The 26,892-nt window shown below is 64.5% G+C and carries 21 protein-coding genes; 8 read left to right on the top strand and 13 right to left on the bottom strand.

The features are described 5' to 3' along the window. Window positions 1-3: 3 nt before the first annotated feature. From CKW40_RS05320 to CKW40_RS05310, 3 genes are all read left to right on the top strand, one after another. Entirely contained in the window at window positions 4-1,812 is a 1,809-nt protein-coding gene (locus CKW40_RS05320; RefSeq protein WP_244571090.1) for a sensor histidine kinase, read from the top strand. Then, entirely contained in the window at window positions 1,809-3,197 is a 1,389-nt protein-coding gene (locus tag CKW40_RS05315) for a sigma-54-dependent transcriptional regulator (RefSeq protein WP_095198866.1), read from the top strand. The genes CKW40_RS05320 and CKW40_RS05315 overlap by 4 nt, the downstream gene beginning before the upstream one ends. Before the next feature lie 68 nt (window positions 3,198-3,265). Beyond that, window positions 3,266-3,688, top strand: coding sequence for a GNAT family N-acetyltransferase (locus tag CKW40_RS05310; protein WP_095198865.1), 423 nt, complete (start codon window positions 3,266-3,268; stop codon window positions 3,686-3,688). Here CKW40_RS05310 and CKW40_RS05305 read toward each other — a convergent pair. The 9 genes from CKW40_RS05305 to murA form a co-directional block, all read right to left on the bottom strand. Beyond that, entirely contained in the window at window positions 3,685-4,800 is a 1,116-nt protein-coding gene (locus CKW40_RS05305) for an anhydro-N-acetylmuramic acid kinase (protein ID WP_095199152.1), read from the bottom strand. The two genes, CKW40_RS05310 and CKW40_RS05305, sit on opposite strands and share 4 nt — an antisense overlap. Window positions 4,801-4,810: 10 nt before the next feature. Continuing rightward, the gene (locus CKW40_RS05300) at window positions 4,811-5,809 is read right to left on the bottom strand and encodes a serine hydrolase domain-containing protein (RefSeq protein ID WP_095198864.1); all 999 of its coding nucleotides are present in this window, start codon (window positions 5,807-5,809) and stop codon (window positions 4,811-4,813) included. Between the two features lie 223 nt (window positions 5,810-6,032). Then, complete coding sequence (locus CKW40_RS05290) at window positions 6,033-7,781, bottom strand: ABC transporter ATP-binding protein (protein WP_095198862.1); 1,749 nt, start codon at window positions 7,779-7,781, stop codon at window positions 6,033-6,035. Next, entirely contained in the window at window positions 7,778-8,617 is an 840-nt protein-coding gene (locus CKW40_RS05285; protein ID WP_095198861.1) for an ABC transporter permease, read from the bottom strand. Before CKW40_RS05285 ends, CKW40_RS05290 begins: the two co-directional genes overlap by 4 nt. Next, window positions 8,617-9,576 (bottom strand): ABC transporter permease, encoded by a 960-nt coding sequence (locus tag CKW40_RS05280; RefSeq protein ID WP_095198860.1) that lies wholly within the window; start codon window positions 9,574-9,576, stop codon window positions 8,617-8,619. The genes CKW40_RS05285 and CKW40_RS05280 overlap by 1 nt, the downstream gene beginning before the upstream one ends. A 34-nt stretch (window positions 9,577-9,610) precedes the next feature. Beyond that, window positions 9,611-11,128, bottom strand: a complete 1,518-nt coding sequence (locus tag CKW40_RS05275; RefSeq protein ID WP_095198859.1) for an ABC transporter substrate-binding protein — start codon at window positions 11,126-11,128, stop codon at window positions 9,611-9,613. A gap of 123 nt (window positions 11,129-11,251) precedes the next feature. Beyond that, a complete protein-coding gene (gene murQ, locus CKW40_RS05270) occupies window positions 11,252-12,175 on the bottom strand; it encodes an N-acetylmuramic acid 6-phosphate etherase (protein WP_095198858.1) in 924 nt (307 codons plus the stop codon). Window positions 12,176-12,336: 161 nt separating this feature from the next. Then, entirely contained in the window at window positions 12,337-13,215 is an 879-nt protein-coding gene (locus CKW40_RS05265) for a glucosamine kinase nucleotide-binding domain-containing protein (protein WP_095198857.1), read from the bottom strand. Next, a complete protein-coding gene (murA, locus tag CKW40_RS05260; RefSeq protein ID WP_095198856.1) occupies window positions 13,212-14,468 on the bottom strand; it encodes a UDP-N-acetylglucosamine 1-carboxyvinyltransferase in 1,257 nt (418 codons plus the stop codon). The genes CKW40_RS05265 and murA overlap by 4 nt, the downstream gene beginning before the upstream one ends. Window positions 14,469-14,627: 159 nt before the next feature. Here murA and CKW40_RS05255 point away from each other — a divergent pair, with 159 nt between their 5' ends. Beyond that, window positions 14,628-15,488 carry a MurR/RpiR family transcriptional regulator gene (locus tag CKW40_RS05255; RefSeq protein WP_095198855.1) on the top strand — a complete coding sequence of 287 codons (861 nt, stop codon included), beginning with the start codon at window positions 14,628-14,630 and terminating at the stop codon, window positions 15,486-15,488. A 74-nt stretch (window positions 15,489-15,562) separates the two neighbouring features. On the opposite strand, the gene CKW40_RS05250 is transcribed toward CKW40_RS05255, so the two are convergent. The 4 genes from CKW40_RS05250 to CKW40_RS05235 all read right to left on the bottom strand — a co-directional run bounded on the left by CKW40_RS05250 (window position 15,563) and on the right by CKW40_RS05235 (window position 21,166). Further along, a complete protein-coding gene (locus CKW40_RS05250; RefSeq protein WP_244571089.1) occupies window positions 15,563-17,752 on the bottom strand; it encodes a TonB-dependent siderophore receptor in 2,190 nt (729 codons plus the stop codon). Between the two features lie 136 nt (window positions 17,753-17,888). Further along, complete coding sequence (locus tag CKW40_RS05245) at window positions 17,889-18,773, bottom strand: helix-turn-helix domain-containing protein (protein ID WP_244571088.1); 885 nt, start codon at window positions 18,771-18,773, stop codon at window positions 17,889-17,891. Between the two features lie 118 nt (window positions 18,774-18,891). Continuing rightward, complete coding sequence (locus tag CKW40_RS05240) at window positions 18,892-20,247, bottom strand: glutamine synthetase family protein (RefSeq protein ID WP_095198853.1); 1,356 nt, start codon at window positions 20,245-20,247, stop codon at window positions 18,892-18,894. A gap of 220 nt (window positions 20,248-20,467) precedes the next feature. Next, window positions 20,468-21,166, bottom strand: a complete 699-nt coding sequence (locus CKW40_RS05235; RefSeq protein ID WP_095198852.1) for a GntR family transcriptional regulator — start codon at window positions 21,164-21,166, stop codon at window positions 20,468-20,470. A gap of 564 nt (window positions 21,167-21,730) precedes the next feature. Here CKW40_RS05235 and ftsZ point away from each other — a divergent pair. The 4 genes from ftsZ (at window position 21,731) to CKW40_RS05215 (ending at window position 26,888) form a co-directional block, all read left to right on the top strand. Next, complete coding sequence (ftsZ, locus tag CKW40_RS05230) at window positions 21,731-22,762, top strand: cell division protein FtsZ (RefSeq protein ID WP_095199150.1); 1,032 nt, start codon at window positions 21,731-21,733, stop codon at window positions 22,760-22,762. 205 nt (window positions 22,763-22,967) lie between these two features. After that, the gene (locus CKW40_RS05225; protein WP_244571087.1) at window positions 22,968-24,353 is read left to right on the top strand and encodes an SWIM zinc finger family protein; all 1,386 of its coding nucleotides are present in this window, start codon (window positions 22,968-22,970) and stop codon (window positions 24,351-24,353) included. Continuing rightward, the gene (locus CKW40_RS05220) at window positions 24,350-25,777 is read left to right on the top strand and encodes a DUF5691 domain-containing protein (RefSeq protein WP_095198851.1); all 1,428 of its coding nucleotides are present in this window, start codon (window positions 24,350-24,352) and stop codon (window positions 25,775-25,777) included. Before CKW40_RS05225 ends, CKW40_RS05220 begins: the two co-directional genes overlap by 4 nt. Before the next feature lie 31 nt (window positions 25,778-25,808). After that, window positions 25,809-26,888, top strand: a complete 1,080-nt coding sequence (locus CKW40_RS05215) for an ATP-binding protein (RefSeq protein WP_095198850.1) — start codon at window positions 25,809-25,811, stop codon at window positions 26,886-26,888. Window positions 26,889-26,892: the final 4 nt, after the last annotated feature.

Here is a 26,892-nt window from a genome sequence, read left to right as displayed (position 1 = left end):
GAGGTGGTTGGCCGGCTGCGCGATGGCCGCTGGCTTGTCGTCGTCATCGCCCTGGCCATCCTGGCCGGCGCGATCGCCATTGCCGGGCGCGTCGCCTCTGGCCAGGCGGCGGATGATCTGCGCGACGGCGCTCTCGCCGCTTTGCCGCTGGCGGCGGGAACGCTGACCGGCGAAATCGAAAAGCAGCGCCTGGTGCCGCTGGTGCTGGCCCGCGACGATGCCGTGCGCGGGGCACTGCGCCGGGCCGGAAAGATGCAGGAAGCGGCCCTCAACGACAAGCTCAAGGCGATTGCCGGCGATGCCTCGGCCTCCGCCATCTATGTCATCGACACGGCGGGCATCGCCATATCGGCCAGCAATGCCGGCGAGCCGACGAGCTTTGTCGGCATCGACTATAATTTTCGCCACTATTTCAACGAGGCAATGGCCAAGGGCGCGGCCAGCCAGTATGGGCTCGGCACGATCAGCGGCCGGCCGGGTCTCTATCTTTCGAGCCGCGTCGACGACAACGGCAAGCCGCTGGGCGTGGCGGTGTTGAAGGTCGAACTTGACGGTGTCGAAGCCAATTGGCGCTCCAGCGGGTTCCTGGTTTTCGTCACCGACGAACGCGGCGTCGTGCTGGCCACCAGTGAGCCCGAATGGCGGTTTCATGCGCTGGCGCCACTCTCCGCCCAGGATGCCGCCGCCGCCCATGAGCAGCTGCAGCTGACGGACGCCGCCTTCGAACCGCTGCCGATACGGCGCGGTGCCGGTGACGGCCTGGCGACGATCGACGGTTCGGGAAAGCCACGCCAGTTCGTCGAGGTGGTGCAGGACCTGCCCGGTGCGGTCCCCGGCTGGCGCCTCTGGCTGTTGACGCCCGCCGACGCCGCCCTCTCATCCGCCGCCAACACGGCGCGGCTGACGACGCTGCTCGGGCTGCTGCTGACCGGCCTGCTTGCCTACGTGTTCACAAGGCGCCGCCGCACACGCCGTCTGCGGCAGGAGGCGCTGGCGCGCATGAATGCCGAACTTGAAAGCCGGGTCAGCACACGGACAGCCGAACTGACGCGCTCCAACACCGCGCTTGCCGGCGAAATCGCCGAGCGCGAAAATGCCGAAGCCAAGGTCCGCCGGCTGCGCGACGATCTTGCCCAGGCCAACCGGCTGTCTATCCTCGGCCAGATCGCCGCCGGCGTGGCGCACGAGATCAACCAGCCGGTCGCCGCGATCCGCACCTATGCCGAGAATGCCGGCCGTTTCCTCGAAACTGGCAAGACCGAGCCAGCAAGCGGCAATCTGACATCGATCGTCTCGATGACCGAACGCATCGGCGCCATCACCAACACGCTGCGCACCTTCGCGCGCCGGCCGGGTGTCGCCGCTTCGCCCTTGCCGGTGCGCGAGGCGATCGACGGCGCGCTGTCGCTGCTGTCCGGCCGCATCCGCGATTCCGGCGTCACCATCGTCAAGCCGCGCGGCAACGCCTCGCCGGTGGTGATGGCGAGCCGCATCCGGCTGGAGCAGATCCTGGTCAATTTGATGCAGAACGCGCTTGACGCCATGAAGGACCAGCCTGATCCCCGCATCGAGATCGACCTCGCCGAGCGCGACGATCGGGTGCTGATTTCAGTGCGCGACAATGGTCCAGGCCTCGGGCCGGAAGCGGCCGGCAATCTGTTCATGCCGTTCCAGACCACCAAGGAGAAGGGGCTTGGCCTCGGGCTGGTGATCTCGCAGGAGATCGCCCAGGAATTGGGCGGCACGCTGCGGCTCGATCCCGACAGCGCCAAAGGCGCGTCCTTCACCATCGATTTGAGGCGAATTGAATGACGCAGGGATCAGGGTTGGTCGCGCTCGTCGACGACGATGCCGACCTGCTGCACGCCACCACGCAGTTGCTCGAACTTGCCGGCTTCACCGTGGTGGCGCGCGATGCCGCCGAGGCCGCACTTGCCGTCGTCGACAGGGATTTCGACGGCGTCGTCGTCAGCGACATCCGCATGCCGGGCATGAACGGCCTGCAGCTGTTCGATCGCATCAAGGCGATTGACCCTGATATACCCGTGATCCTGGTCACCGGACATGGCGATGTCGATCTTGCGGTGGCCGCGCTGAAGGACGGTGTCTACGATTTCATTCCAAAACCCTATGCCGGTGATCGCCTGGTCGAGGCGCTGAAGCGGGCGAGCGAAAAGCGGCGGCTGGTGATGGAGAACCGGCGGCTGCGCGAAGCCGCGGCACTGGCCGCCGACGGCCTGCCGCTGATCGGCGAGGCACCCGCCATCCGGCGGCTGCGCGAGACCTTGCGCCAGATCGCCGACATGGATGTCGACGTGCTGGTGGAAGGCGAGACTGGAACCGGCAAGGAAGTTGTGGCCGACCTCCTGCACCGCTGGGGCCGGCGTCGTGCCAAACCCTTCGTGGCGCTGAATTGCGGTGCCTTGCCGGAGACGGTCATCGAAAGCGAACTGTTCGGCCACGAGGCCGGCGCCTTCACTGGCGCGCAGCGGCGGCGGATCGGCCGCGTCGAACATTCCAGCGGCGGCACGCTGTTTCTCGACGAGATCGAATCCATGCCGCCGGCCCTGCAGGTCAAGCTGCTGCGGGTGCTGGAGACACGCAGCCTCACGCCGCTCGGCTCGAACGAGATCCGGCGCCTCGATCTGAGGGTCGTGGCGGCGACGAAGGTCGATCTCGGCCGGCCCGACCAGCGCGGCGATTTCCGCGAGGATCTGTATTTCCGCCTCAACGTGGTGACGCTGCGCATCCCGCCGCTGCGCGAGCGGCGTGGCGACATCCCGATGCTGTTCGGCCATTTCCTCGGCAAGGCGGCCGAGCGCTTCGGCCGTCCGGTTGCCAAGGTCAACGCCGCGGTCAGCGATCATCTCCAGTCGCATGCCTGGCCGGGCAATGTGCGTGAGCTCGCGCATTTCGCCGATCGCGTCGCGCTCGGTCTCGGCCCGGACGACGAGACGAAAGCGGTTTCCCCGCAATCGCCGGAGCCAGCGGCCGCCTCGCTGCCCGAACGCGTCGGCCACTACGAGGCGCAGCTCATCCGCGACGCGCTGCGCGATCATGGCGGCGACGTGCGCGGCGCCATCGACGCGCTCGGCGTGCCGCGCAAGACGTTTTACGACAAGCTCAAGCGCTACGGCATTGCCGCGTCCGAGTTCCGCAATGGCGGCGATCCGCATTCAGTTCGAGAGCAGACATAGAAGTTGCGTGAGGGCCTAACGCCTCGTAACGCTCCAATCCGATCCAGCCGAGCATTCCGGAAAGAGCCATGAACACGACCCTCGAAACGACGGCAAACCCCTTGCCGCAAGACCTCGCCTTTCTCAGCGAACAGCTGACGGCGTTCAACGACGGCGACGTCGGCGCTTCCGAAAGACAGGCCCTGGCCGTGTTCGTGCGCGACGAGGGCGGCGCGGTCGTCGCCGGCATTTCGGGCTACACCGCCTGGGGCTGGCTCTACGTGCAATGGCTGTGGGTCGATGAGCGGCTGCGCGGCCAGCATATGGCCGCCAAGATGCTGGACGCGGCCGAACAGGAAGCCGTGGCGCGTGGCTGCCAAAATGCCTGGATAGACACCTTCAATCCCAACGCCGCCAAGGTCTACCAGCGCCAGGGCTATCAGCCCTTCGGCACGCTGGCCGATTTTCCCGTCGGCCGCAGCCGCACCTTCCTGCAGAAGAAACTGGCTTAACCGGCCAGCTTGCCGCCGCGCATCGGCTGCGGCGCGCCGGTGGTGCTTGGAAAACTGATCGGCAGGCCGCGCAGCACGCGCACCGCGAGGAAGGCAAAACACTCGGCCTCCACCGCATCGCCGCTCCAGCCGAGGCTCTCGGCCTGCACCACCTCGACGCCGGCGCGGCTGGCCAGCATGGCCATCATCGTCGGATTGTGCCGACCACCACCGCTGACCACCAATTTCCTGGGCCGGTGTGGCAAGAGGTCGAGCGCCTTGCCGACGGCGCCGGCGGTGAAGGCGGTGAGCAGGGCGGCACCATCCTCGGCGTTGAGGCCGTCGGCCATGGCTGCGCCGAAATCGAACCGGTCCAGCGATTTGGGATAGGGTTTTACGAGATAAGGATGCTGCAACAGTTTGGCGAGCCTTGCCTCGTCGACCGTTCCCGCACGGCCGAGCGCGCCGTCGCGGTCCATGTCGCCGAGCCCCTTCGACTTGATGAAATCGTTGAGCGGTGCGTTGGCGGGGCCGGTGTCGAAGGCAACGACATTGTCGGCGCCGTCCCACCAGGTGATGTTGGCAACGCCGCCGAGATTGAGCACGGCCACCTCGCCATTGGCGCCGGCGCTGCGCATCAGCGCGGTGTGATAGGCGGCGGCCAGGGGCGCGCCTTGCCCGCCGGCGCGCATGTCGGCCGAACGGAAATCATAGGCGACCTTGGTACCCAATAGGGAATGCATCAGCTCGCCGTCGCCCAATTGCCGCGTCTGGCCAGTCCGTCCGACCTGCGGCGCGCGATGCAGCACGGTTTGGCCGTGAAAGCCGACGACGCCGATATCGGCCATCGTCATGCCGTAGCCCTCGACCAATTCCTTGACCGCCGCCGACTGGGCGCGCGTCAGGGCTTCCTCCGCCTTGCGGAAGATCGCCGGTTCCGGCCCGACAAAATTCCAGGCTCTGGCCGCCGTCAGCGTCTCTTCCAGCAGGGAGCGGATCGATTGGGGATAGGGCATCAGCTTGTAGGTGCCGAAATCGTCGATGCGCTCGCCATCGGTCTTGATCAGCGCGACGTCGATATTGCCGTCAAGCACGGTGCCGGTCATCAGGCCAACGGCCCAGATTGGTTCCATCATTGAGCTCCTAAAGTCCATTGACGAGATCGCCGACCGCTTGCCGCAGCGAGACGATTCCGCTGTCGAAATGACGTGTCGGATGGATCCGGTTGGTGAGCAAGGTCCAGGCCTTGCCGCTGTCGAAATCGACCCACAGTCCCGTGCCGGTAAAGCCGGTGTGGCCGATGGTTTCCGGGCTGCACAATGACCCACCCGACCAGCCCTCATTGGGGCGTTCCCAACCATGGGTGCGGGTGGCGGACAAGGGCGTGCGCATCAGCGCGGTCGAATGCTCGGATGCGCCGGTCAGCAGCCCATGCGCGAAATCCAGTACCGAAGCGGCTGTTCCAAACAGGCCGGCATGACCGGCGCCCTGCAGCGCAGAGCAGTTGTCGTCGTGCACCTCGCCGGACAGGACGCGGTGACGCCAGGTGCAGTCCTCGGTCGCCGCGGCGGCGTCGGGCTCCGTGGACCATGCGAATCCGAGGCCGGGATCCATGTCGCGGATCGTTTTCCCTGACAGCCGCTCGAGCGCGAAGCCGAGCAGGATGAAATTGATATCGGAATAGACAGGGTCACGGGCGCGCCATTCGCGCTGCAGGACGAAGGCGCGCAGCAGGTCAGGGTCACGCCCGTAAGTGTAGATCGGCTCCACGGCCGGAAACGGCGTCTGATGGCCGAGGCATTGGCGAAACGTCACCTTCCGCTCCCAGGCCCCTGCATCATATTGGCGAAGGTCCGGCAGCACCGAGATCAGCGGCGCGTCGAGATCGATGACGCCGTCTTCCGCCAGCGCCAGGATGCGCGGCGTGGTGAAGATCACCTTGGTCAGGGATGCCAGGTCGAACCAGGTTTCGACGGTCATCGGCCGCTGCTTCGGCACGAGCTGCGCCGAGCCGATTGAGCGGGTGATGCGGTGGCCATTTTTGTCGACGATGCCGAGTACGCCGCCCGGGATGCGCTTGGCGGCTACTGCGGCTTCCAGCGGTGCGAACGCGCGGTCGAAGAGCTTGGCGAGGGTGGTCAATGCCGACCTCCACTTGAGAGGCTGCGATCCTTGGCGCCCCCCTCTGTCCTGCCGGACATCTCCCCCACGAGGGGGGAGATTGGCGGTTCGAGCGCCCCGCTCGCCTTCAAACGTTGGAGATTGGCGAAAGCCGGCGTGACATTCGATCTCCCCCCATGTGGGGGAGATGCCCGGCAGGGCAGAGGGGGGCGCTGTCCCGCCAACCTGAGATATCTGAGGGCCGTCACCCTTCCACCCTCGCCTTATGATCCCCGCCAAACTGCTCCCACCGCGCCGGCGCCGGCTCAAACCCTTGCGGCCGTACCAGAGACGGCACCTGGCGTGTGTCGATCTCGAAATGCTCACGCCGCCGGTCGATGGTCGGAACGGCGGCGATCAGCTTCTTCGTATAGGAATGCTTCGGCATCGACAGCACCGAGGCCGCATCGCCGATTTCGACGATCTGGCCGGCATAGATGACGGCGATGCGATGCGCGATCCGCTCGACCACCGCCATGTCGTGCGAGATGAAGAGATAGGCCAACCCGAACTCACGCTGCAGGTCGACCAGCAACTCCAGCACCTTGGCCTGCACCGAAACGTCCAGCGCCGACACCGCCTCATCGAGCACGACCACGGACGGGTTGAGCATCAGCGCACGCGCAATGCACAGCCTTTGCCGCTGGCCGCCGGAAAATTCATGCGGATAGCGCTGCAAGCTGTTCGCGGGCAGGCCGACACGTTCCAGCAGGCTCGCCATCCTGGCCCGCGTTCCGGCATCCACGCGGCCACTGGTGGCGATCACCGGTTCAGCCAGGATACTTTCGATGGTCAGCCTCGGATTGAGCGAGGCATAGGGGTTCTGGAACACCATCTGCACGGGCTTGGCGCTTTGCGCGGCAGAGGCTTTTCGAATGCCGACCGAGAAGCTGCCGCGCGTCGAGCGCACCAGCCCGAGTACCGCCTTTGCGGTTGTCGATTTGCCTGAACCGCTCTCGCCGACAATCGCCAAAGTCTCGCCCGGCATCAGGTCGAAATCGACGCCATCGACGGCGTGCACCGCACCTGAAGCGCGGCTGAAGAAATTGCTCTTGAGCGGAAAGCGCACCACCAGGCCGTTGACCTTCAGCGCGGGTTTCATGTGCTCGCCCTTGTCGCGCTGGCCGTCGACACGCGCGGCGCTTCCGTTGGCGAAATGCGGCACATCCTGCAGCAGGTGCTGCGTGTAGGGGTGCCGCGGCCTGTCGAGGATCTGGTTCAGCTCGCCCTGTTCCACGGCCTGCCCGTTCTGCATCACCATCACCTTGTCGGCGATGCCGGCAACCAGGCCGATATCATGGGTGATGAAGATCATCGACATGCCGGTCTCGCGCTTCAATTCGGCCAGCAGCGCCATGATCTGCGCCTGCACCGTGACGTCGAGCGCGGTGGTCGGCTCGTCGGCGATCAGCAGGCGTGGGTTGCAGGCGAGCGCAATGGCGATCATCACCCTTTGCAGCATGCCGCCCGACAGCTGGTTGGGCGTGTATTTCAGCCGCCGCGCGGCATCGGGAATGCGCACGCGGTCGAGCGCATCCTTGGCCGCGGCAGTGGCTTGCCTGCCGGTCAGGCCGCGATGCAGGCGGAATGATTCCTCGATCTGCGAACCGATGGTCAGCACCGGATTGAGAGAGGTCATCGGCTCCTGGAAGATCATGCCGATCTCGGCGCCGCGAATGCCGGTCAGCTGAGGTTCGGTGGCTCCCATCAGGTCGAACAGGCTGCCGTCGGCCCGCTTCAGCGTCATCGCGCCGCCGGTGATGCGGCCGCCGCCGAAATCGATCAGCCGGTTGATCGACAATGCGGTGACGGACTTGCCCGAGCCGCTTTCGCCGACAATGGCCAGTGTTTCGCCATCGGCGAGATCGAAGCTGACGCCGCGCACCACCTCATTGGCTTGCGGCTTGCGGCCGAAGCCGACACGTAGATCGTGGACGGACAGCAGCGGCGTCATGCCGGCGCCCTCCGCATCCTGGGGTCGAGGATATCGCGCAAGGCGTCGCCAAGGAGGTTGAAGCCGAGGATGCTGATCATGATGGTCAGGCCAGGAAAGATCATCAGCCAGGGCGCGGTTTCCATCAGATTGCGGCTGTCGCTCAGCATCAGGCCGAGCGAGGCGGCGGGGGGCTGCGTGCCGAGGCCGAGGAAGCTTAGGCCGGCTTCCGTCAGCAGCGCCCAGGCCAGCGCCAAGGTTACCTGAACCGTCAGCGGCGCCACCAGGTTGAGCAGCAAATGGCGCGTGACGATGTAGAACGAACTGCTGCCGAAGGTGCGCGCGGCGTCGACGAATTCGCGCGCCTTGAGCGACAAAGCAGGGCCGCGCACCACGCGGGTGAAGATCGGCGTGTAGACGATGCCGATGGCGACGACGCTAGTCCATGTGCCAGGCCCGGCGACAGTGACGATGAGCAAGGCCAGAAGGATGGCGGGGAAGGCCAGCAGCACGTCCATGATCCGCATCACCACGCCATCCCAGCGGCGCCCGAGCCAGGCGGCGGCCAGCCCCAGAACAGTGCCGGCAAGGGCCGCGAAGGCCACCGAGAAGAAGGCAACCGTGAAGGACTGGCCGATGCCCGCCATCAGCCGGCTGGCGACGTCGCGGCCGAAGAGGTCGGTACCCATCCAATAGGCGCCATTGGGTGCGTGCAACCGGTCGATGCGGAACTGTGTGATCGGGTTGTGCGGCGTCAGCCCGACCAGGCCGAGGATGGCGATAAGCAAATAGACGCCGACGATGACGCCGCCGATACGGCCGCTGCCGTGTCCGAAGATGGCGCGCAGGATGCGCATCACTGCTCTCCCAGCCGGATGCGCGGATCGAGCCCGACATAGGCGAGGTCGACCAGGAGATTGACGATCATGAAGTTGAAGGCGATGAACAGCACGGCGCCCTGCACCAGCGCGTAGTCGCGCTGCAGGATGGCGTCGAGCACCATGCGTCCGAGGCCAGGCAAGGCATAGATCTGCTCGACGATGACGGCGCCGCCCAGGAGATAGCCGAACTCGATGCCGCTCAGCGTCACCACCGGGATCAGCGCATTGGGCAGGGCATGGCGCCAGATGACGCTGCGCGCCGAGGCGCCCTTGCTGCGCGCGGTGCGCACATAGTCGTCGCTCAACACGTCGAGCATGGCCGAGCGCGATATGCGGGTGACCGAGGCGGCGAAGGCGAAGCCGAGCGTGATGGCGGGCAGGATCAGCTGGCTGAGATTGCGCAAGGGGTCCTGCCAGAGCGGCGCGAATTCACCCATCGCAGGCAGCACGCCAAAACCGGCCGACAGCGTGTAGATGATCAAAAGGCCAAGCACGAAGCTCGGCGTCGACTGGCCGATCATGGCGGCGATACGCACCCCGAGGTCGGACAGTTTTTCATTGTGCGTGGCGGCAAAGATGCCTGCCGGCAAACCGACGATGAGCGCGATGATCATCGACAGGACGGCCAGCTCGAGCGTCAGTGGGAACCGTTCGAGGATGACGTCGAGCACCGGCCTGCCATAGGTGACCGAGATGCCGAGATTGCCATGCAGGATGCCGCCGATCCAGCGCCAGTACTGGACGAACCAGGGCTGGTCGATCCCGAAATAGGCGGCGAGCGAATCCCGCTGTGCCGGCGTCAGCAGCCCGGCTTCGGTGCCGAGCATCGCCGTGATCGAATCGCCGGGCACCATCCGGATCGCCACGAAGACCAGGATGGACACGCCAAGCAGGACGAGAGGAAACGTCGCCAGTCGTCGCATCAGATAGTTCACGCGAAGAAGTCCTCTCGTCCGATGCCTGCCGCGGCTACTGCTGGATGGTAACCTTGCTCAGGCTGAACAGCGTGCCGGTCGGCGTCGGCACGAAGCCGGCGATGTTCTTCTGCTGGGCCGTGTAGCTGTAGGACGTGTAGAGCCAGATCCACGGCGACACTTCCGCGAGGTGCTTTTCGAATTCGGCGAAGATCGCCTTGCGTTTGGCCGGGTCGGTCTCGGCGCGGCCCTGCTGCATCTGGCTGTCCAGCGTGTCGTCGATGTAGTTCGCCACCTTCTGCAGATTGCCTGCCTTGGTCCAGTAGCGGTTGTACATGGTGTAGGGGTCGGCGCGGCCGCCATTCAGCGCGATCGCCATGTCGAAATCGCCCTTCAGCCAGGCGTCGACATAGACGTTGAGCTCCATCATCTTGATGTCGAGCTTGACGCCGATTTCGGCGAGCTGCGACTGGATGACCTGGGCTTCCGCCGCCGCCGTCGGCGGCTCGCCGGTGGCGCCGATCACGGTTGCCGAAAAGCCGTCGGCAAAGCCGGCCTCGGCCATCAGCTTCTTGGCCTTTTCGACATCGCGCTTGTAGCAGAACAGCTGGCTGGGATCGGTTGCCAGCGCCGGGATGGTCAGCGGTCCGGTGACCTTGCCTTCGCCGAGCGAAGCGGTGTCCAGCACCTCCTGGCGGTCGATGGCGCAGGAGATGGCCTGGCGCACCTTGAGCTCGGTCATCGGCTTGCGCGACGGGTTGAGCTGTAGCACGTGGTAGGCGAGCACCGGCACCCGGTTCAGCTGCAGGCTGGCCTCTTTCGGCACCAGCGTGGCGACCAGCGGGTCGTTGAGCAGCGCGAAATCGATCTGCTTGGTGCGCATGGCGGCCAGGATCGCCGCTTCGTCGGGAAGCACGCTGATCTCGATGCCGTCGACACCGGTCGCGCCGCCGGCCCAGTCCTTGTTGGCGCTCAGAACTTCCTTGGCGTTGGGGTCCCATTTGTCGAGCTTGAACGGGCCCGAGCCGACCGCCTTGGTGCCGATCGAGCCGGCCTTGATTTCGCTGGCCGGGACGATGGCTGCGTTGACGTCGCTCATCGCCGTCAGGATAGGCACGTCGGGCTGCGACAGATGGAACACGACGGTCGCCGCATCGGGCGTGTCGATGCTGGCGATCGACAGGAAATTGGCGCGGGCGGCCGCACCCGTCTTCTCGTCGAGGATGCGCTCGAACGAGGCCTTGACGTCGGCGGAAGTGACGGCCGCACCGTCCTGGAATTTCGCCTTGGGATCGAGCTTGAAGGTCAGCTCCTTGCCGTCCTTGGAGAATTCCCAGGAGGTGGCGATCGCCGGAATGATCTGCAGGCTGGCGTCGACCCGCACCAGTGGCTCATAGATCAGTTCCAACAGCCGCAGCGACGAAAAGGCCGTCTGCTTGTGTGGGTCGAGCCCGGTGGCGTCCTGCGACCAGGCCATGTGCAGTGTTGCCGCCTGTGTTGAAACCGTGGCCATGCCTAGCATCGCGGCTACCGTGATGCCCGACAGCAATGTTCTTGTGAGATGTCCTATCATTTTCGTCTCCCATTATGATTTGACTTGGTGCCTTGCAGTTTCTGCGAGCCGCTTCCAAGACACACATGCTTCGGAGTATCGGCCCAGTCTAAGCGGCTTCGCGCCGTCTTGTCTCAAGCGGCCTTACGCCGCTCCGTCGCTGATTGCCTTTCGCAGGAAGCCTCCTGCCTTGCCGAGGGCAGCCCGCGCCGCCTCGACATCGAGGCCGGTGATCGTCACCAGGATCGCCAGCTTCACATCATTGCCGGTCTGGGCGAGCGCCTGTTTGGCCTGCTGCGCCGTGCAGCCGGTGGTCTGCATGACGATCCTGATCGCCCTCGCAACCAGCTTCTTGTTGGACGGGTTGAGGTCGACCATCAGATTCTGAAAACTCTTGCCGATGCGGATCATCGAGGCGGTGGTCAGCATGTTGAGCACCAGCTTCTGCGCGGTTCCCGACTTCAGCCGGGTCGAGCCGGTGAGCACTTCCGGACCGACGACCGGCGAGATGGCGATGTCGGCGATGCCGGCAATGGTCGATGCCGGATTGCAGGACAGGGCAACCGTGGTAGCGCCGACCTGCCTGGCATAGTTCAATCCGCCGATGACGTAAGGCGTGCGCCCGCTGACCGCGATGCCGACCACCACATCGTCGGATGTGAGCCCGATCTCCTGCAATGCCTTGGCGCCCTTTTTCGGGTCGTCCTCGGCGCCTTCCGTGGACCGTACCAGAGCGTCCGGCCCGCCGGCGATCAGGCCGATCACCATGTCCTCGGGCACGCCGAAGGTGGGCGGGCATTCCGAAGCGTCGAGCACCCCGAGCCGGCCACTGGTGCCGGCGCCCATATAGATCAGCCGTGCGCCTTTCTGGAAGGCAAGCACGATGCGGTCGACCGCTGCGGCGATTTCCGGCAGCACCTTTTCGACAGCCGCCGGGACAAGCCTGTCCTCGTCATTGATCCTGCGCAGCACATCGATGGTCGGCAGCAGGTCGATGTCCATCGTGCGCGGGTTGCGGCCTTCGGAAACCAGCCGGTCCAGCTCAGACATCAACCCTTGCTCGGTCATTTCAGTGCTTTCAAAAATCTGCTGCCCGGCGTGGCTGAATTGGCGCCAGGGCACACGGACCTTGGGTCCGTCGTCGCAGTTCTTCTTTGTTAACTTTTTAGAATTGGATATTCGTATCGTCAACAGGAGATTGGAATATTTTATTCCAACTCCCGCGAAGCTTACTGTGTGCAGAGCGACCGTTTGGCCAGAATGATCGCGCCGGACACGGCGTCACCGTCGGCGGGCTTCAGCCGACGCCTTACATCGGGCGAAAGCCAGGGTTCGAGCGGGCTGGCGAGGCCGCCCAGCAAGGTCACGCGCGGCGCGCCTTTTTCGAACAGCACCCGCACCAGCGTGTCGATCTGCTCGGCCGCACTTTGCACGATGCGCCGCCCGGCCGGATCGCCCTGGTCGGCATGGCGCATCACCATCGGCGCCAGCGCTGCGTAATCCGTGGCGCTGGCGCGGTCCATCCAGGCGACCGCCTCCATCGGGTCGCCCTCGAAGCGCTGCATCACCTCCGCAAGCAGCGCTGTCCGCTCGTGTCGGCCGTCATGGGCGCGCAGCGCCAGTTGCACGACCTTCAGGCCAAGATCGGCGCCGCTGCCTTCGTCGGAGATCGGAAAGCCGTAGCCGCCGACACGCAAATCGCGGCCTTCGGCGAAGCCAAGGCCGATCGAACCGGTGCCGGCAATGACGATGGCCCCGTCCTGACCGGAGTGCGCGCCGAGACAGGCGCCGACGCCGTCACTGACGAAATCGATGCTGGCAAAGGGATGCGCGATCGCCCGCAACGCTTCAAGCGCACCCTTGCGGCCGATGCCGGCAAGGCCGATGCCGGCGCGAATCCGGGCAGTCTCGGCTGGTCCGAAGCCTGTCTCTTCGATCGCCGCGCCAAAGGCTTTGGCAATGGAGGCCCAGGCCGCGTCGATGCCGAGCCGTGTCGTCGCCGGGCCTGACAGGCCCTGTCCCAGCACGTTGCCTTCCGCATCCTCGATGCGGGCCCGGCAGCCGGTGCCGCCGCCATCGACGCCGAGAAAATAGTCCGCGCCGCTCATGCGCTCAGCCGCTCGATGTCGGCGCCGCACAGGCGCAGCTTGCGATCCAACTGCTCATAGCCGCGGTCGAGATGATAGACGCGGTTGATGATCGTCTCGCCTTCGCTGACCAGCGCGGCCAGCACCAACGACACCGAAGCGCGCAGATCGGTGGCCATCACCTGCGCGCCATGCAGTTTTTCGCCGCCGCGCACCAAAGCCATGGTGCCTTGCAGCTTGATGTTGGCGCCAAGCCGCATCAGTTCGGGCACATGCATGAAGCGGTTCTCGAAGATGGTTTCGCGCAGCAGCGACGCGCCCTCGGCGCAACACATCAGCGCCATGAACTGCGCTTGGAGGTCGGTCGGAAACCCCGGATAGGGTTCCGTCGTGAGGTCGGCGGCCTTGAGCGGCCGATCGCGCGAGACGATGAGCCCGCGATCGCCAGGCCAGACGCTGACGCCGGTGGCCTCCAGCAATTGCACCACCGAGGCCATGTGCTCGAGCCGGGCGTGCGTCAATTCGAGCTGGCCGCCGGTGATCGCGGCGGCGATGGCATAGGTGCCGGCCTCGATGCGGTCCGGGATGATGTCGTGGCGGGCCGCATGCCAGCTGGTATCGCCGGCGATCAGGATTCGATGGGTGCCCGCACCCTCGATGCGTGCGCCCATGGCGTTGAGGCAAGCGGCGAGATCGGCCACCTCGGGCTCGCGCGCGGCGTTGAGGATCTCGGTTTCGCCCTTGGCGGTGGTCGCCGCCATCATGGCGGTTTCGGTTGCCCCGACAGACGGCGAGCTGAGCACGATGCGCGTACCGACAAGCCCGTTCGGTGCCGAGGCGACGATCAGGCCGTTCTCGATGGCGATCCTGGCGCCGAGTGCTGCGAGTGCCGAGACATGCATGTCGACCGGCCGTGCGCCGATCGCGCAGCCGCCCGGCAGCGAAACCCGGGCATGGCCGAACCGGGCGAGCAGCGGCGCCAGCACCAGCACCGTCGCGCGCATTTTGCGCACCGTGTCGTAGGACGTCTCCTTGGACACGGCGGCACTGGTGTCGATCGTCGCGGCATGCGCCGACCGCGTCACCTCGGCGCCATGGAGCCGCACCACGCCGAGCATGTTCTCGACGTCGGTCACATCTGGCAGGTTGGTCAGTTCGAGCGGGTAGGGGCTGAGCAGGGCGGCAGCGATCTGCGGCAGAGCGGCGTTTTTGGCGCCGGATATGGTGACCGCGCCTTCCAGTCTTCGTCCGCCGACGATCCGCAATCTGTCCATGGCTGAACCCTTGTATGGCGAAAGCCGGGCGCCGGTCTCTCCGGGAGAGCCATTCGATTCCCGAACATGGCCAGTCCGAGAATTAATTCTGCGTTCTTGGCTGTCAATCGAAATTGGAATATTTTATTCCTCCAAGCACCGAAGCGCTCCAGAGGGTTCATGTCCGTTCTCAAGCAGATCAATGCGAAGCTCGACGGCATGGCGCCCGGCGATCGCGAGATCGGCCAGTACATCGTCGACAATCCCGACCAGATGCTGCGCCTGTCGACGGCAGCGCTTGCGGCCGAGATCGGCCGCAGCCAGTCGAGTGTGGTCAAGTTCAGCCAGAAACTCGGCTATGCCAGTTATCAGGAACTCAAGCTCGCCGTCAGTGAGGCCAAGGCGCAGGATTGGCAGGTGCCTGCCGGCGTCATCCACGGCTCGATCGAGGTCGGCGATGGCTTTCCCGTCATCCTGAAGAAGCTGATCGGCAGCAAGCTGCTGTCGATGCAGCAGACCGTCGCCGCCAACACCGAGCGGATCATCGGCCGCACGCTGGAGCTGCTGGATGGCGCGCGCCGCATCCATCTGGTCGGCGTCGGCGCCTCCTCGCTGGTGGCGCGCGACTTCTCCTACAAGCTGATGAAGCTTGGCCGCAATGTGCTGCATGACAGCGACAGCCACATCCAGATGGCCAATGCGGCGACGCTGGGGCCCGGCGACGTGCTGTTCGCGCTTTCCTATTCCGGCGCCAGCATCGAAACCTTGCGCATCGCCGAGCTTGCCCGCAAGCGCGGCACGATGGTGATCGCCGTCACCGGCCTGCACGACAATCCGCTGAGCCGTGTCGCCGACATCCGCCTCTTCACCATCGCCGACGAGGAGCGCGCGCGCTCCTCCTCCATCACCGCGCGCGACGCGCAGCTGACGCTGACCGACCTGTTGTTCATCCTCTTGGTGCAGAGGCAGCCGGACGCCAACGACTATGTCCACAACAGCGAGGCGGCGGTCTCGGTGCTGAAGGCCGAGCGGTCCGAGTAAGCGCAAGCATCCGCCGTCTGTCGGACGGATGGAGCATCACTGGCCTGTTTGGCACGCTGTGACTAAGTGGGTGGCTACCAGTTCTTGTGCACCTTCAGTTTGAACGAGCGGCCTTCGCCGTAGGAGCAGGTCAGCGTCGTCTGGCAACTGGCGACATAGGTCTTGTTGAACAGATTGGTGACGTTGAGATCGACGCCCCAATTCTCCTTCTCGTAGCCGAGTTTCAGGTCGGCCAGTGTCACGGCCGGCACCTTGGCCGTGTTTGCGTTGTCGGCCCATGACGAGCCGATATAGCGCAGACCACCGCCGATCGAGATGCCGTCATACCAGTCACCACGGAATGTGTAGTCGGCTGAGGCCGAGGCCATCACTTCCGGGACGATAAAGGGCGTCTTGCCGATGAGCGCCGGGTTGGCATCCTTGGTGATTTCGAGATTGTAGGCGGTGAATGCGCCCGTGATCCGGAAATCATCGGTTACATCCACCTTGCCTTCGAGTTCGACGCCACGTGACCGCACTTCGCCGGTCTGCATCTGCGTGAACAGGGTGACATTCGAGGGCACATTCTGACGCGTCAGGTCAAACAGCGACAAGGTGAACAGGCCATCGACAAAGGTCGGTACATACTTCACGCCGACTTCATATTGCGTACCCTCTTCGGGCTTGAACAGATTGCCCATCGCGTCGGTGCCTATGATTGGATTGAAGAAAGTTGCGACGCTGGCATAGGGGGTTACGCCGTTGGCGAACTCATAGGCGAGCCCGGCGCGGCCGGAGAAATCGCCGACGGTTTGGCTCTGCGTGCTGGAACTCGCCGAGTAGTAGGTCGGACGATTATCGGCGTCGAGCCAGCCACGGTCGTAGCGGCCATTCAGCGTCACCAGCCAGCCATCGCCAAAACGCAGCTGATCCTGCGCATAGAAGCCAAGCTGCTTCTGCGTCAGGTTCTGGTTGAGGTAGCTGACGCGCGGCGTCAGCGGCGAGCCGTATACCGGATGGAAGGCATCAATGGGATTGTCGTAGTTGGGATCGTAGAGGCCAGAGGACTGTATCTGATCGATGTTGTAGTACTTGAAGTCCAGACCGGCGAGGATCGTGTGCTCGATTGGACCGGTCGTCACCTTGCCTTCGATCTGGTTGTCGAGAAGGAAGGTCATTGCCGTGGTGTCGTGGTCGAAATTTATTCGTGCCAGGTCGGTAGGCCCGCCGGTCAGCGACCAGCCGTTCGGATAGACACTGACCTCATTGATGTCGGCGGCGGTGAAGCGGGCGTTGGAACGCACGGTCCAGTCATTGTCGAAATCGTGTTCGAACTCATAACCGATCGAGCCCTGTTCACGCGTGTAGGGATCGATGCTTGGTTCGGTGAAATTCGCATCGGGGTCGATGCGGCCGTAGTTCACCCCACCGACAATGTGGTCCGTCACCGTGCCGTCATAGGGCAGGAAGCTGCCGCCATTGTGGTTCTCGTCGATGTGGCTGTAATTGGCCAGGATAGTCAGCGTGGTTGCTTCGTCCGGCCTCCAGGCGATGCTGGGCGAGATGAAGCCGCGCCAGCCGTTCTGCAGGTCGCTGTAGGTGTCGCCGCCGGCGACCTTGCCATTGATGCGGTAGCTGACCGTGTTGTTGCTGGCCACGTCGCCGACGTCGAAGCCGAGATAGGCATTGCCGGCATCGTTGACGCCGGTTTCGACATAGCGTTTGCGTTCGAACTCCGGACGCTTGCTGACATAGTTGACCAGGCCGCCGGGATTGCTGCCGCCATAAAGCACCGAGGCCGGACCCTTCAGCACTTCGATGCGCTCGAGCCCGAAACTGTCGACATAGAAGCCGCCGAAGCCGTAGCTGAACAGCTGCAAGCCATCCATGTAGGTGCCGGTGGCGGTCGCCTGGAAACCGCGGATGAACAGCCAGTTGGTGTCGCTGTCCGGGCCGAACGGCTGGGCGAAGACACCGGCCGTGTAGCGCAACGCCTCATCCACCTTCTGCGCGCCCTGGTCGTCGATCTCCTGGCGGCCGACCACGGAGACGGATTGCGGGATCTCCTTGATGTCGGTCGCCGTCTTCGAGCCGGTCGTGGTCTTCTTGGCAACGACGCCGTTGACCGGTCCGGTGGCGCTGCCGCCAGCCTCACCCTCGACCACCACCGGTTCGAGCTGGGTGCTCGCAGGCGCTGTTTGCGCGAAGGCGGCCATCGGCGGGATCATAGCGACAGCGGCGACGCCGCCCGCCAGGAGCGCCTTCATCCGGTAAAGTCTGCTCATCAGGAAAGTCCCCGCCTGTCGTCGTTGAGATACTTGATCATTTATCTCAACTTATCTGCGGGTCATTGGACGGATTTGGGCGGCTTGTCCATTCCTGTCCAAACGAGGGACATCGCGGCGTCATGTTGCGGAAATGTCACGGGCTGTCGGCGCTCTTCATCCAGGCGCCGGGCGTCACGCCGACCACAGCCTTGAACACCCGCGTCAGATGCGCCTGGTCGAAGAAGCCGGTCGCCTCGGCGATGTCGGCAAGCGAGGCGACATCATGCGCCATCATCGCCTTGGCCCTGTCGACCCGAGCCTGCATCTGCCAGCGGTGGGGCGGTATGCCCGTCGCCGCCTTGAAGGCATGGCTCATCGCGGTTTCGGACAGGCCGGTGAGCGCGGCGAGATCGGCAAGCCGGATCCGGTCCAGGCAGTGCGCGTCGATATAGTCGGTGACCAGGCGCAGCTTGCGGCGCGACAGCGGTGACCGACGCCTGGCGACATCCGGCGGGTCGATCTGGAAAAGGCTGGCGAACAAGGCATTGAGCAGGCCCTCGCCATAGAGATCATGCAGCGGCTGGTCGCTGCCGCATTCGGCGGCGATCAGGCCGGCCAGCATGGCGATGCGGTCGTCGCGAAACTGGAAGCGCGACATCTGCAAGGTTTCGCGGTCGAGGCTGCGGCCGAAGCGGCGCGTCAGCGTCGCCACGTCGAAATGCAGGTCGAGATGCCGGATGCGGCGTAGCCCCTCGACCCGGCCGCGGATCGGCACGCCGGCCGGAATGTAGGCCATGGAGAGGGCCCTGTCGTGGCGGCACGGCTCGCCCTTGGCGCCTTCGACGAAGAAGGCGCCGTCGCCATCCACGTCGAGCGCGACAAACAGTCGGGGATCGGGGGAGACATAGTAACCCTCGGCCTTGTCACCGCACGAGACATCCCAGAGGTCGGCAACCACGCCGTCCCACAGGTGCCATTTCAGGTCGCCGATGACAGAAAAGCCCTCTATCCGGCTTTCCATGCGCGCAACGAAGGTCAACTTCTGTTTGTCTCCAAGCATAATACATGATAAAAATCATCATGTTTATGCCCGGTTGACGACTGCGCCGCAAGCCCCTTGCTTTATCGCCGCGCCAAAGCTGATGGTCCGTGGAGCCTCAGACGCTTTCGAGATAGGTCTCGATCTCGAAGTCGCTGACATTGAGGGCGAAGGTGTTCAGTTCCTGGCGTTTGCAGGCGACGAAGGAGTCGCGCAGGATCGCCGGGAAGATTTCCGCCACATGCGTTCCGCTTTCGAAGGTGGCGATCGCGGAGGCCCAGTCCGGCGGCAGCTTGGCTGGTGCCGCGCCTTGTCCATCACTTCCGGTCGGGTCGCCCGGCGACATCTGCCTTTCGATACCGATCAGCGCCGCGCCCAGTATCGCCGCAAGCACCAGATAGGGATTGGCGTCCGCTCCCGACACGCGATGCTCGATGCGGCGCGCCCCGGTCGGACCGCCGGGAATGCGGATCGCCACCATGCGGTTCTCGTAGCCCCAGGCGACCGCGGTCGGCGCATAGGAGCGCGGGCGAAGCCTGCGATAGGAATTGAAGTGCGGTGCGAACACCAGCGTGCTTTCGGCCATCGCCGCCAGCAGCCCGCCGACCGCGTGGCGCATGATTTCCGAACCCTGATCCGTGCCGTCGTCGAAGACGTTGCGGCCTTCGGCGTCGACCAGGCTGAAATGGACGTGAAAGCCATTGCCGGCCCGATCGCCATAGGGCTTGGCCATGAAGCAGGCGGCAAAGCCGTGCTTGCGGGCAATGCCCTTCACCGTGCGCTTGAACAGCACGGCATCGTCGGCGGCCCGCAGCGCGTCGGCGACATGGTTCAGATTGATCTCGAACTGGCCGACGCCGTTTTCGGCGATCGCCGTGTCGACGGGAATGCCTTGTGCCCGGCAGGCTTCGTAGACGTCATGGATGAAGGATTCGAAATCGTCGATCTCGTCGATCGACAGCGCCGCGTCGGAATCGAGACGCCGCCCGGTGACCGGCGAGACCGGCCCGACCGGCCGCTGCGACTGCGGATCGACCAGATAGAATTCGAGTTCGGTCGCCGCGACCGGGGTCAGGCCGAGTGCCTTGTAGCGGTCGAGGATGCGGGCCAGCGCCCGCCGGGGATCGCCAAGATAGGGCGCGCCGCTTTCGTCGGCGAGCCAGAGCGGGACAAGTGCTGTCGGATGCGCCGTCCAGTCCACCGGCAGGATGCCGCGCCCGGTCCATTGGCAAAGCCCGTCCGCGTCGCCAGTAGAGAAGACCAGCGTGTTGCCTTCGATGTCCTCGCCCCAGATGTCGAGCCCGATCAGCGAGTAGGGCATGCGCAGCTTGCCTTCCAGCGCCTTGCGGGCCTGCTCGACGGGTATGCGTTTTCCCCGCATGACGCCGTTGAGGTCGCACACCGCCGCCCTCAGGCTCTGTATGTCGCTTCTGCTTTCAAGCCAGCTCAGAACGTCCGCAATTGCATCGCTCAATTTAAAACCTCTGGTTTTCGAAGGTGCCTCAGCCTGATCGGCTGAACTGTCCCTGGTAAAAAATGCTTGTGAGTTTTCGGGAAGCCTATCCGACAGTTGCCGGATATTTTTCCTTATTTTTTCAAGTCACTAACCGGGATGTCTGGAGGCATTTCAAAACCAATTGCGCGATCTGCGATCGCAACATAGAGGCAAGAAGGCGGAAAGCCAAGGGACATTTCTAGAGCCTAGCGTCCGGAAATCTGGCCTGGCGCAGGATATGCGCCGCGCCTTCGTCGATGTCGCGCACGATGGCCGCGCGGGCGCGGGCGGCGTCCTGCGCCTCGATCGCGGCGACGACTTCCTCGTGATAATCGATGTCGAGGATCGAGGCGAGATCGTCCTCGAAGCCCGTGGCGAGGTTCCTGAGGAAGGGGCCGACCTGCATCCAGACGGTTTCGATCAGGAAGATCATCTGCTCGTTGCCGCAATGGCGGTAGATCGAGAATTTGAAGGCGTAGTTCTTCCTGAGATAGTCGTCGATATCGCCTCCGCGCGCCGCCAGGGTCAATTCGGTGCTGTGGCGGCGGATCGTCCGCAGATTGTTGCCGTTGATGCGTTTTGTCGCGAACTCCGTCGCCGAGCCTTCCAGGATCGTGCGCACGGCGGTCAATTGCGAAAACCGTTCGGCCGAAATGACCGGCACCTCGACGCTGCCGTTCGGCATCGGGCTCAGCGCCCGCAGTGCCTGCAGCCGCATGAAGGCGCTGCGCACCGGCATGTCGCTGGTGCCGAGTTCCTTGGCGAGCTTGCGCGAGGTCAGCTTCTGGCCGGGCGTGAACTGGCCGGACATCAGCGCCCGCACAAGCTCCAGATAGACCTTCTCATGCAGGGGCACGCTGTCGACGGCGCTCAACCCGAATTGTGTTTTGTCGGCCATTGGCGGGGGCGCTACTTCATTCGTTCTGAAATCTGGCGTTCTAAAATCTGGTCTGACGACGACAGCCGCAGATGATCCTGATTGGGCCGAGAATGGCGGGACGCCGAAGTCAGCGATTTGTCGACACATGATAGACGCCTCAATCGTTACGCGGCAAGCCGTGTAGCAATGCGCCCAAGGGGCGGGTCGCGCGGCACGATGCCTGCGTACGCGGTAGTCGCGGTAGAGACACTCCGGCACGTCGTTGGCTTTGCCGGTGATTGGCACGCATGATCAGCATTTGCGCTATGCGTCGGAACTCGCCTCGCCACAACATTCGCGAGGAAGCCGGAATTGCTGGCCTTTCGGCCTGGTTTGCAGGCACGCAGCATCCGCGTTGCGATTTGCAATATCGCAATCACAAATCTTGACCTTCCCCGCACTTGCACGTCCGGCCGCTCTCTGGCTTTTTGGGACACCCATCCGAACGGACTGATTCGCGTCATGCCGGTCGATTGCAATGTCTTAGAGACAGTCTGCTCGTGGGTCGTGAAGCGCGCGCAATTGGCGAAGGAGAAGCAAGGCATGGCCGAGTTCAAGAAGCCGGAAATCTCCGAGATGAGACCCAAGATCACCGTTATCGGCGTCGGCGGTGGTGGCGGCAACGCCATCAACAACATGATCACGGAGCAACTTCAGGGGACCGAATTCATCGCCGCCAACACCGACGCGCAGGCGCTGACCATGTCGAAGGCGACGCGGCTGATCCAACTCGGCGCGCATGTCACCGAAGGCCTTGGCGCCGGCTCGCTGCCCGAGATCGGCCGTGCCGCGGCCGAGGAATCGCTCGACGAGATCATGGATCATCTGGCCGGCACGCATATGTGCTTCGTCACCGCCGGCATGGGCGGCGGCACCGGCACCGGCGCAGCCCCAATCATTGCGCAAGCCGCGCGCAAGGCCGGCATCCTGACCGTCGGCGTCGTCACCAAGCCCTTCACCTTCGAGGGCAGGCGCCGCATGCAGATGGCCGAGGAGGGCATCGAGCGGCTGCGCGAGGCCGCCGACACGGTAATCGTCATCCCGAACCAGAATCTGTTCCGCATCGCCGATGCCAAGACCACCTTTGCCGACGCCTTCGTCATCGCCGACCGCGTGCTCTATTCCGGCGTCAGCTGCATCACCGACCTGATCGTCAAGGAAGGCCTGATCAATCTCGACTTCGCCGACGTCAAATCGGTCATGCGCGGCATGGGCCGCGCCATGATGGGAACCGGCGAGGCCTCGGGCGAAAGCCGGGCGATGAAGGCCGCGGAAGCCGCGATCGCCAATCCGCTGCTGGACGAAGTGTCGATGAAGGGCGCCAAGGGCGTGCTGGTCTCGATATCGGGCGGCCGCGACATGACCCTGTTCGAGGTCGACGAGGCCGCCACCCGCATCCGCGAAGAGGTCTATGAGGACGCCGACATCATCGTCGGCGCCATCTTCGACAAGAGCATGGAAGGCCGCTTCCGGGTCTCGGTGGTGGCGACCGGTCTCGATAGAGCGATCGGCGATGCCGATGCCGGCATCGCGCATGACCGCGCTGTTCAGTCGCCATTGCGGACGCTGCAATAAGCCATATCCGTCGCATAAGCATTCTGTCGGGAGACATCGCCGAAAAACAGCTGTCTGCCTGCGGGCCGGATCGGCCGGCGCAACTATTGCAGTCGGCTGTATCGACCTCTATCCCTCTGCTGCTACAAGAATCCGTCACATCAGGCCATCTATACTGGCAATGGGCGTTTGTTCGAGCGACGAGAGGCGCGGCTTGGAATTTGACTTGAAAACCATCGAAGCGCTCGCGCCCGACCAGGCGTCGCTGAGCTCCGCTTCCAAGTTGACCAAGCAATCGAACTGGCCCCGGCTCGAAAAGAACGAACAGCTGGCGCTTATCTGGGGCGAATGCCAGGGCTCCGGCTCCAATCCCTATCGCGTCGTCGTCGACACCGGTGACCACGGCTACAAATGCACCTGTCCGTCGCGAAAGTTCCCCTGCAAGCACACTCTCGCGCTGATGTGGATCGCTGCCACCGCGCCGGCGAGTTTCACCGCCGCCGGCTCGACGCCGGAATGGGTGAACGATTGGCTCGGCCGTCGCCGGAAGACCGCAGCGCAGCCGGCCGCACCCGCGCCCGGCGCGGCAGGCAAGAGCATTGGCGAGGCCGCGCGCGACGATGAAAACGCTGCTGTCGAGGATCCCGCCGCGATCGAGCGCCGCGAGGCCGCGCAGCGCAAGCGCGCCGAGGATACGCGGTCCTCGGTCTCGGCGGCTTTGGACGAACTCGATCAATGGATATCGGATCAGTTGCGGCTTGGTCTTGCCGGCTTTGTCGACAACAGCAGCGATCGGTGCCGCCGGATTGCAGCACGGCTGGTCGACATGAAGGCGACGGCGCTCGCCGGCCGCATCGACGAGATTCCGTCACGGCTGATGGGTCTGCGCAGCGAAGAACGCCCGGATGCGGCGATCCGCGAGCTCGGCAAACTCGTGCTGCTGGCCAAGGCATGGCGATCGACGCCTGACGACGCCGAACTGAGACGGCTGGTGTCGACGTCGGAAAGTCGCGAGCAGGTGCTCGCCAATCCCGACGCGATCCAGGTCGAAAGCATCTGGGAGGTGCTTGGCGAGAAGATCGAAACGCGCCGCGACGGCCTTGTCAGCCATTCGACCTGGCTGCTCGACCTGAACAGCGCCGCCCCGCAATTTGCTCTCCTGCTCGACTATTTCCCGGCCTCTGCCGGTCGCCGGTCCAACGCTTTCACTTCGGGCGATCGCTTCGATGCAAGGCTGGTCTTTTATCCGGCGCGCCAGCCGCTGCGGGCGTTGGTGGTCGAGCGCAAGGGCGATATCCCGTCAGGGCAATGGCCGGATTTCGGCTTTGACGCGGCCGATCCGCTCGCGGCCCATGTCGCTTGCCAGGACACAGCCCCCTGGCTCACCGATTGTCCCGTCATGCTCCCGCCCGGTGCGATCCTGCTCGACGATCGCGGCGAGGCCTGGTGGCAATCCACTGATGATCCGCACGGCATCGCCTTGCCGATCGCCGATACCGTCAGCCCGACGCTGCTCGGTCTCGACCTCGCGGCGACGGCAGCACTCTGGAGCGGCAGCCGGCTTCATCTTCTGGCGGCGCAAAGCGGCTTCGGGAGGCTGGATCTGTCGTGAACGAGATCGAGCAGACGGGCCTAGCGACCATGCGCGATTGCTGGATCACCGGCGGAACGAGCTTTGAGCTGGCTCCGGCCGCGTGGAAGGAGTTCGCAGCTGGCGCCAGCCCCGACGAGCGTGAGCGCCGATTGCTGGCGATCGCCGCGCAAGCCCTCGAAATCGCCTTGCGGCCGGCAGCACCAAAGACGCTGAAGCGTCGCCCGCCGCTGCCTGAGCTTGCCTTGCCGATGCTGCCTGAGCGGCTGCGGCCGTTTTTGCGGGCGGCGCTGAAACAGGCCGCCGACGCAAGGGGCAAGTCGCGCGTGGTGACCCTCGTCGCCAGCCGCGGCTTCGTGCTGCATCCGATGGACTGGATGCCGGCCGCCTCGGATCAGACCAGTCCGGATGTCTATGCACCGTGGATCGACTGGCAGGCCGGGGTGGACGGCGAAAAACACACAAGTCGGGAGCAACTGACAGCGGAGAATTGGGACGATTTCTATCCCGCCGCACGCCGTACGGCGCTGGCCGATATGCGCCGAACCGCGCCGGCTGTGGCCCGGCAGCTGATCGAGACCAAGGGATCAAGCGAGCCGGCGGAGGTCAGGCTTGCGCTCATCGCGCTCATGCACTTCGGCCTGGGCGTCGATGACGTGCCCTTCCTGAAAAGCCTGTCTACCGACCGCTCCGGCAAGGTGCGCGAATTGGCCGGCCGGCTGCTGGCGCGGTTGGGCCAGCACGGCCAGCCAGGCGATGGCGGGCCGGAAGACCCGATAGCCGAACTCGCCGCCTTCATCACGGAAGGCAAATCCGGCTTCATCCGCCGCCGCACCACCTACGCGCCGGCAAAGCTGAAATCCCCGGCACAGGAACGGCGCCGCGCTGAACTGTTCGAGACCTGCAACCTGGTCGACCTCGCCGCGCGCTTTGGCGTCTCCGAGTCTGATTTCATCGGCGCATGGCAGTTCGGCGCCGACAACAATGTCGATATCCTTGTCGCCCGCATGGTCGCAGCGTCGGGCAGCGATGCCGCGGTGACGCACATGGCCGACACGCTGGTCGCCGAGGGCGGCAAGCCGGCGCTTTTCGTCCTCCATTTGATGCCGCGTCTGGACAGTCGCCGGCAGCGTGTCCTGGTCAGGCTGATCCTGAAGGACACGCAATATCTTGGTGCGCTCAGCCTCGCCGAGGGCGTCGAAGCAGGCTGGCTGGACTGGGCCGACCTGACCAACGGCAAGACGCTGCCGGCGCTGCGCGCCGCTGTCGCGGGAAACGACGACGCCGTGAAGCGCGGCGTCGACCAGCTTCTGGAAACGCTGGGCTTTCTCGCCACCGCGGCGGCGGCGGAAAAATTGATCGGCGATGTCGTCGCGGCCGGCATGGCGCCGGCAGCACCGTCGCTCGGTCTTCTGCGCCTCAACGCATCCCTGGCCGGGCCTTGAACCAACACATGATCAATCCGGAGAACAGCAAATGAACGCAGCCATCCGCCTTCCGGTCGAGCAGGCCTATGCCACTGAGTTACAGGCGCTCGCGCGCAATGACGACCGGCAAAAGCCCGCCGGCTGGAGCCTGTCGCCAAAGGCGGTGCTGACCTATCTCCTTGGCGGAAAGGCTGATGACGGGACCCTGATAACACCCAAATATGTCGGCCGCCGCCGGCTGATGGAAACCGCGGTGGCGACGCTCGCCACCGACCGAGCGCTGTTGTTGCTCGGTGTTCCCGGCACCGCCAAATCCTGGGTGTCCGAGCATCTAGCCGCCGCCATCATGGGCGACTCGACGCTGATCGTGCAGTGCACGGCCGGCACCGACGAGAACCAGATCCGCTATGGCTGGAACTACGCGCAGCTTCTGGCCAAGGGCCCAAGCCAGGAGGCGCTGGTGCCGACGCCGCTCTACCGCGCCATGCAGGACGGCAAGCTCTGCCGCCTTGAGGAACTGACGCGCATGGGTTCTGATGTGCAGGACACACTGATCACCGTGCTGTCGGAAAAGATGATGCCGATCCCCGAACTCAACACCTCGATTTACGCGCAGCGCGGCTTCAACATCATCGCCACCGCCAACAACCGCGACAAGGGCGTCAACGAATTGTCCTCGGCGCTGAAACGCCGCTTCAATGTCGTCGTGCTGCCCTTGCCCGAAGACATGGCGGAGGAAGTGGCGATCGTCTCCAAGCGGGTCGGCGAGATGGCCGGCGGCCTCGACCTGCCGGTGCCAAAAAATGTCGGCGAGGAGATTGCCCGCGTGCTGACCATTTTCCGCGAATTGCGTTCCGGCGCGACGGCGGATGGCAAGGTGACGTTGAAGACGCCGTCGGGCTCGCTGTCCACGGCCGAAGCGATTGCCACCATGGTTGGCGGTCTCAGCCAGGCGGCCTGGTTCGACAGCGGCAAGCTCGGCGCTGAGGGCCTTGCCGCCAGCCTTGTCGGCGCGATCGTCAAGGATCCGGTGCAGGACAAGCTGGTGCTGGAGGAATATCTGGAAACCGTGCTCAAGAAGCGGCCCGACTACGCCGGCTATTACGCCGCCTTGAACGCCGCGATCTGACGCC

Origin of the sequence: Mesorhizobium carmichaelinearum (genome assembly GCF_900199455.1) — a bacterium.
Classification (GTDB): Bacteria; Pseudomonadota; Alphaproteobacteria; order Rhizobiales; family Rhizobiaceae; genus Mesorhizobium; species Mesorhizobium carmichaelinearum.
Note: the sequence above shows the minus strand (reverse complement) of the source record. Positions and strands in the feature narration are given on the sequence as shown.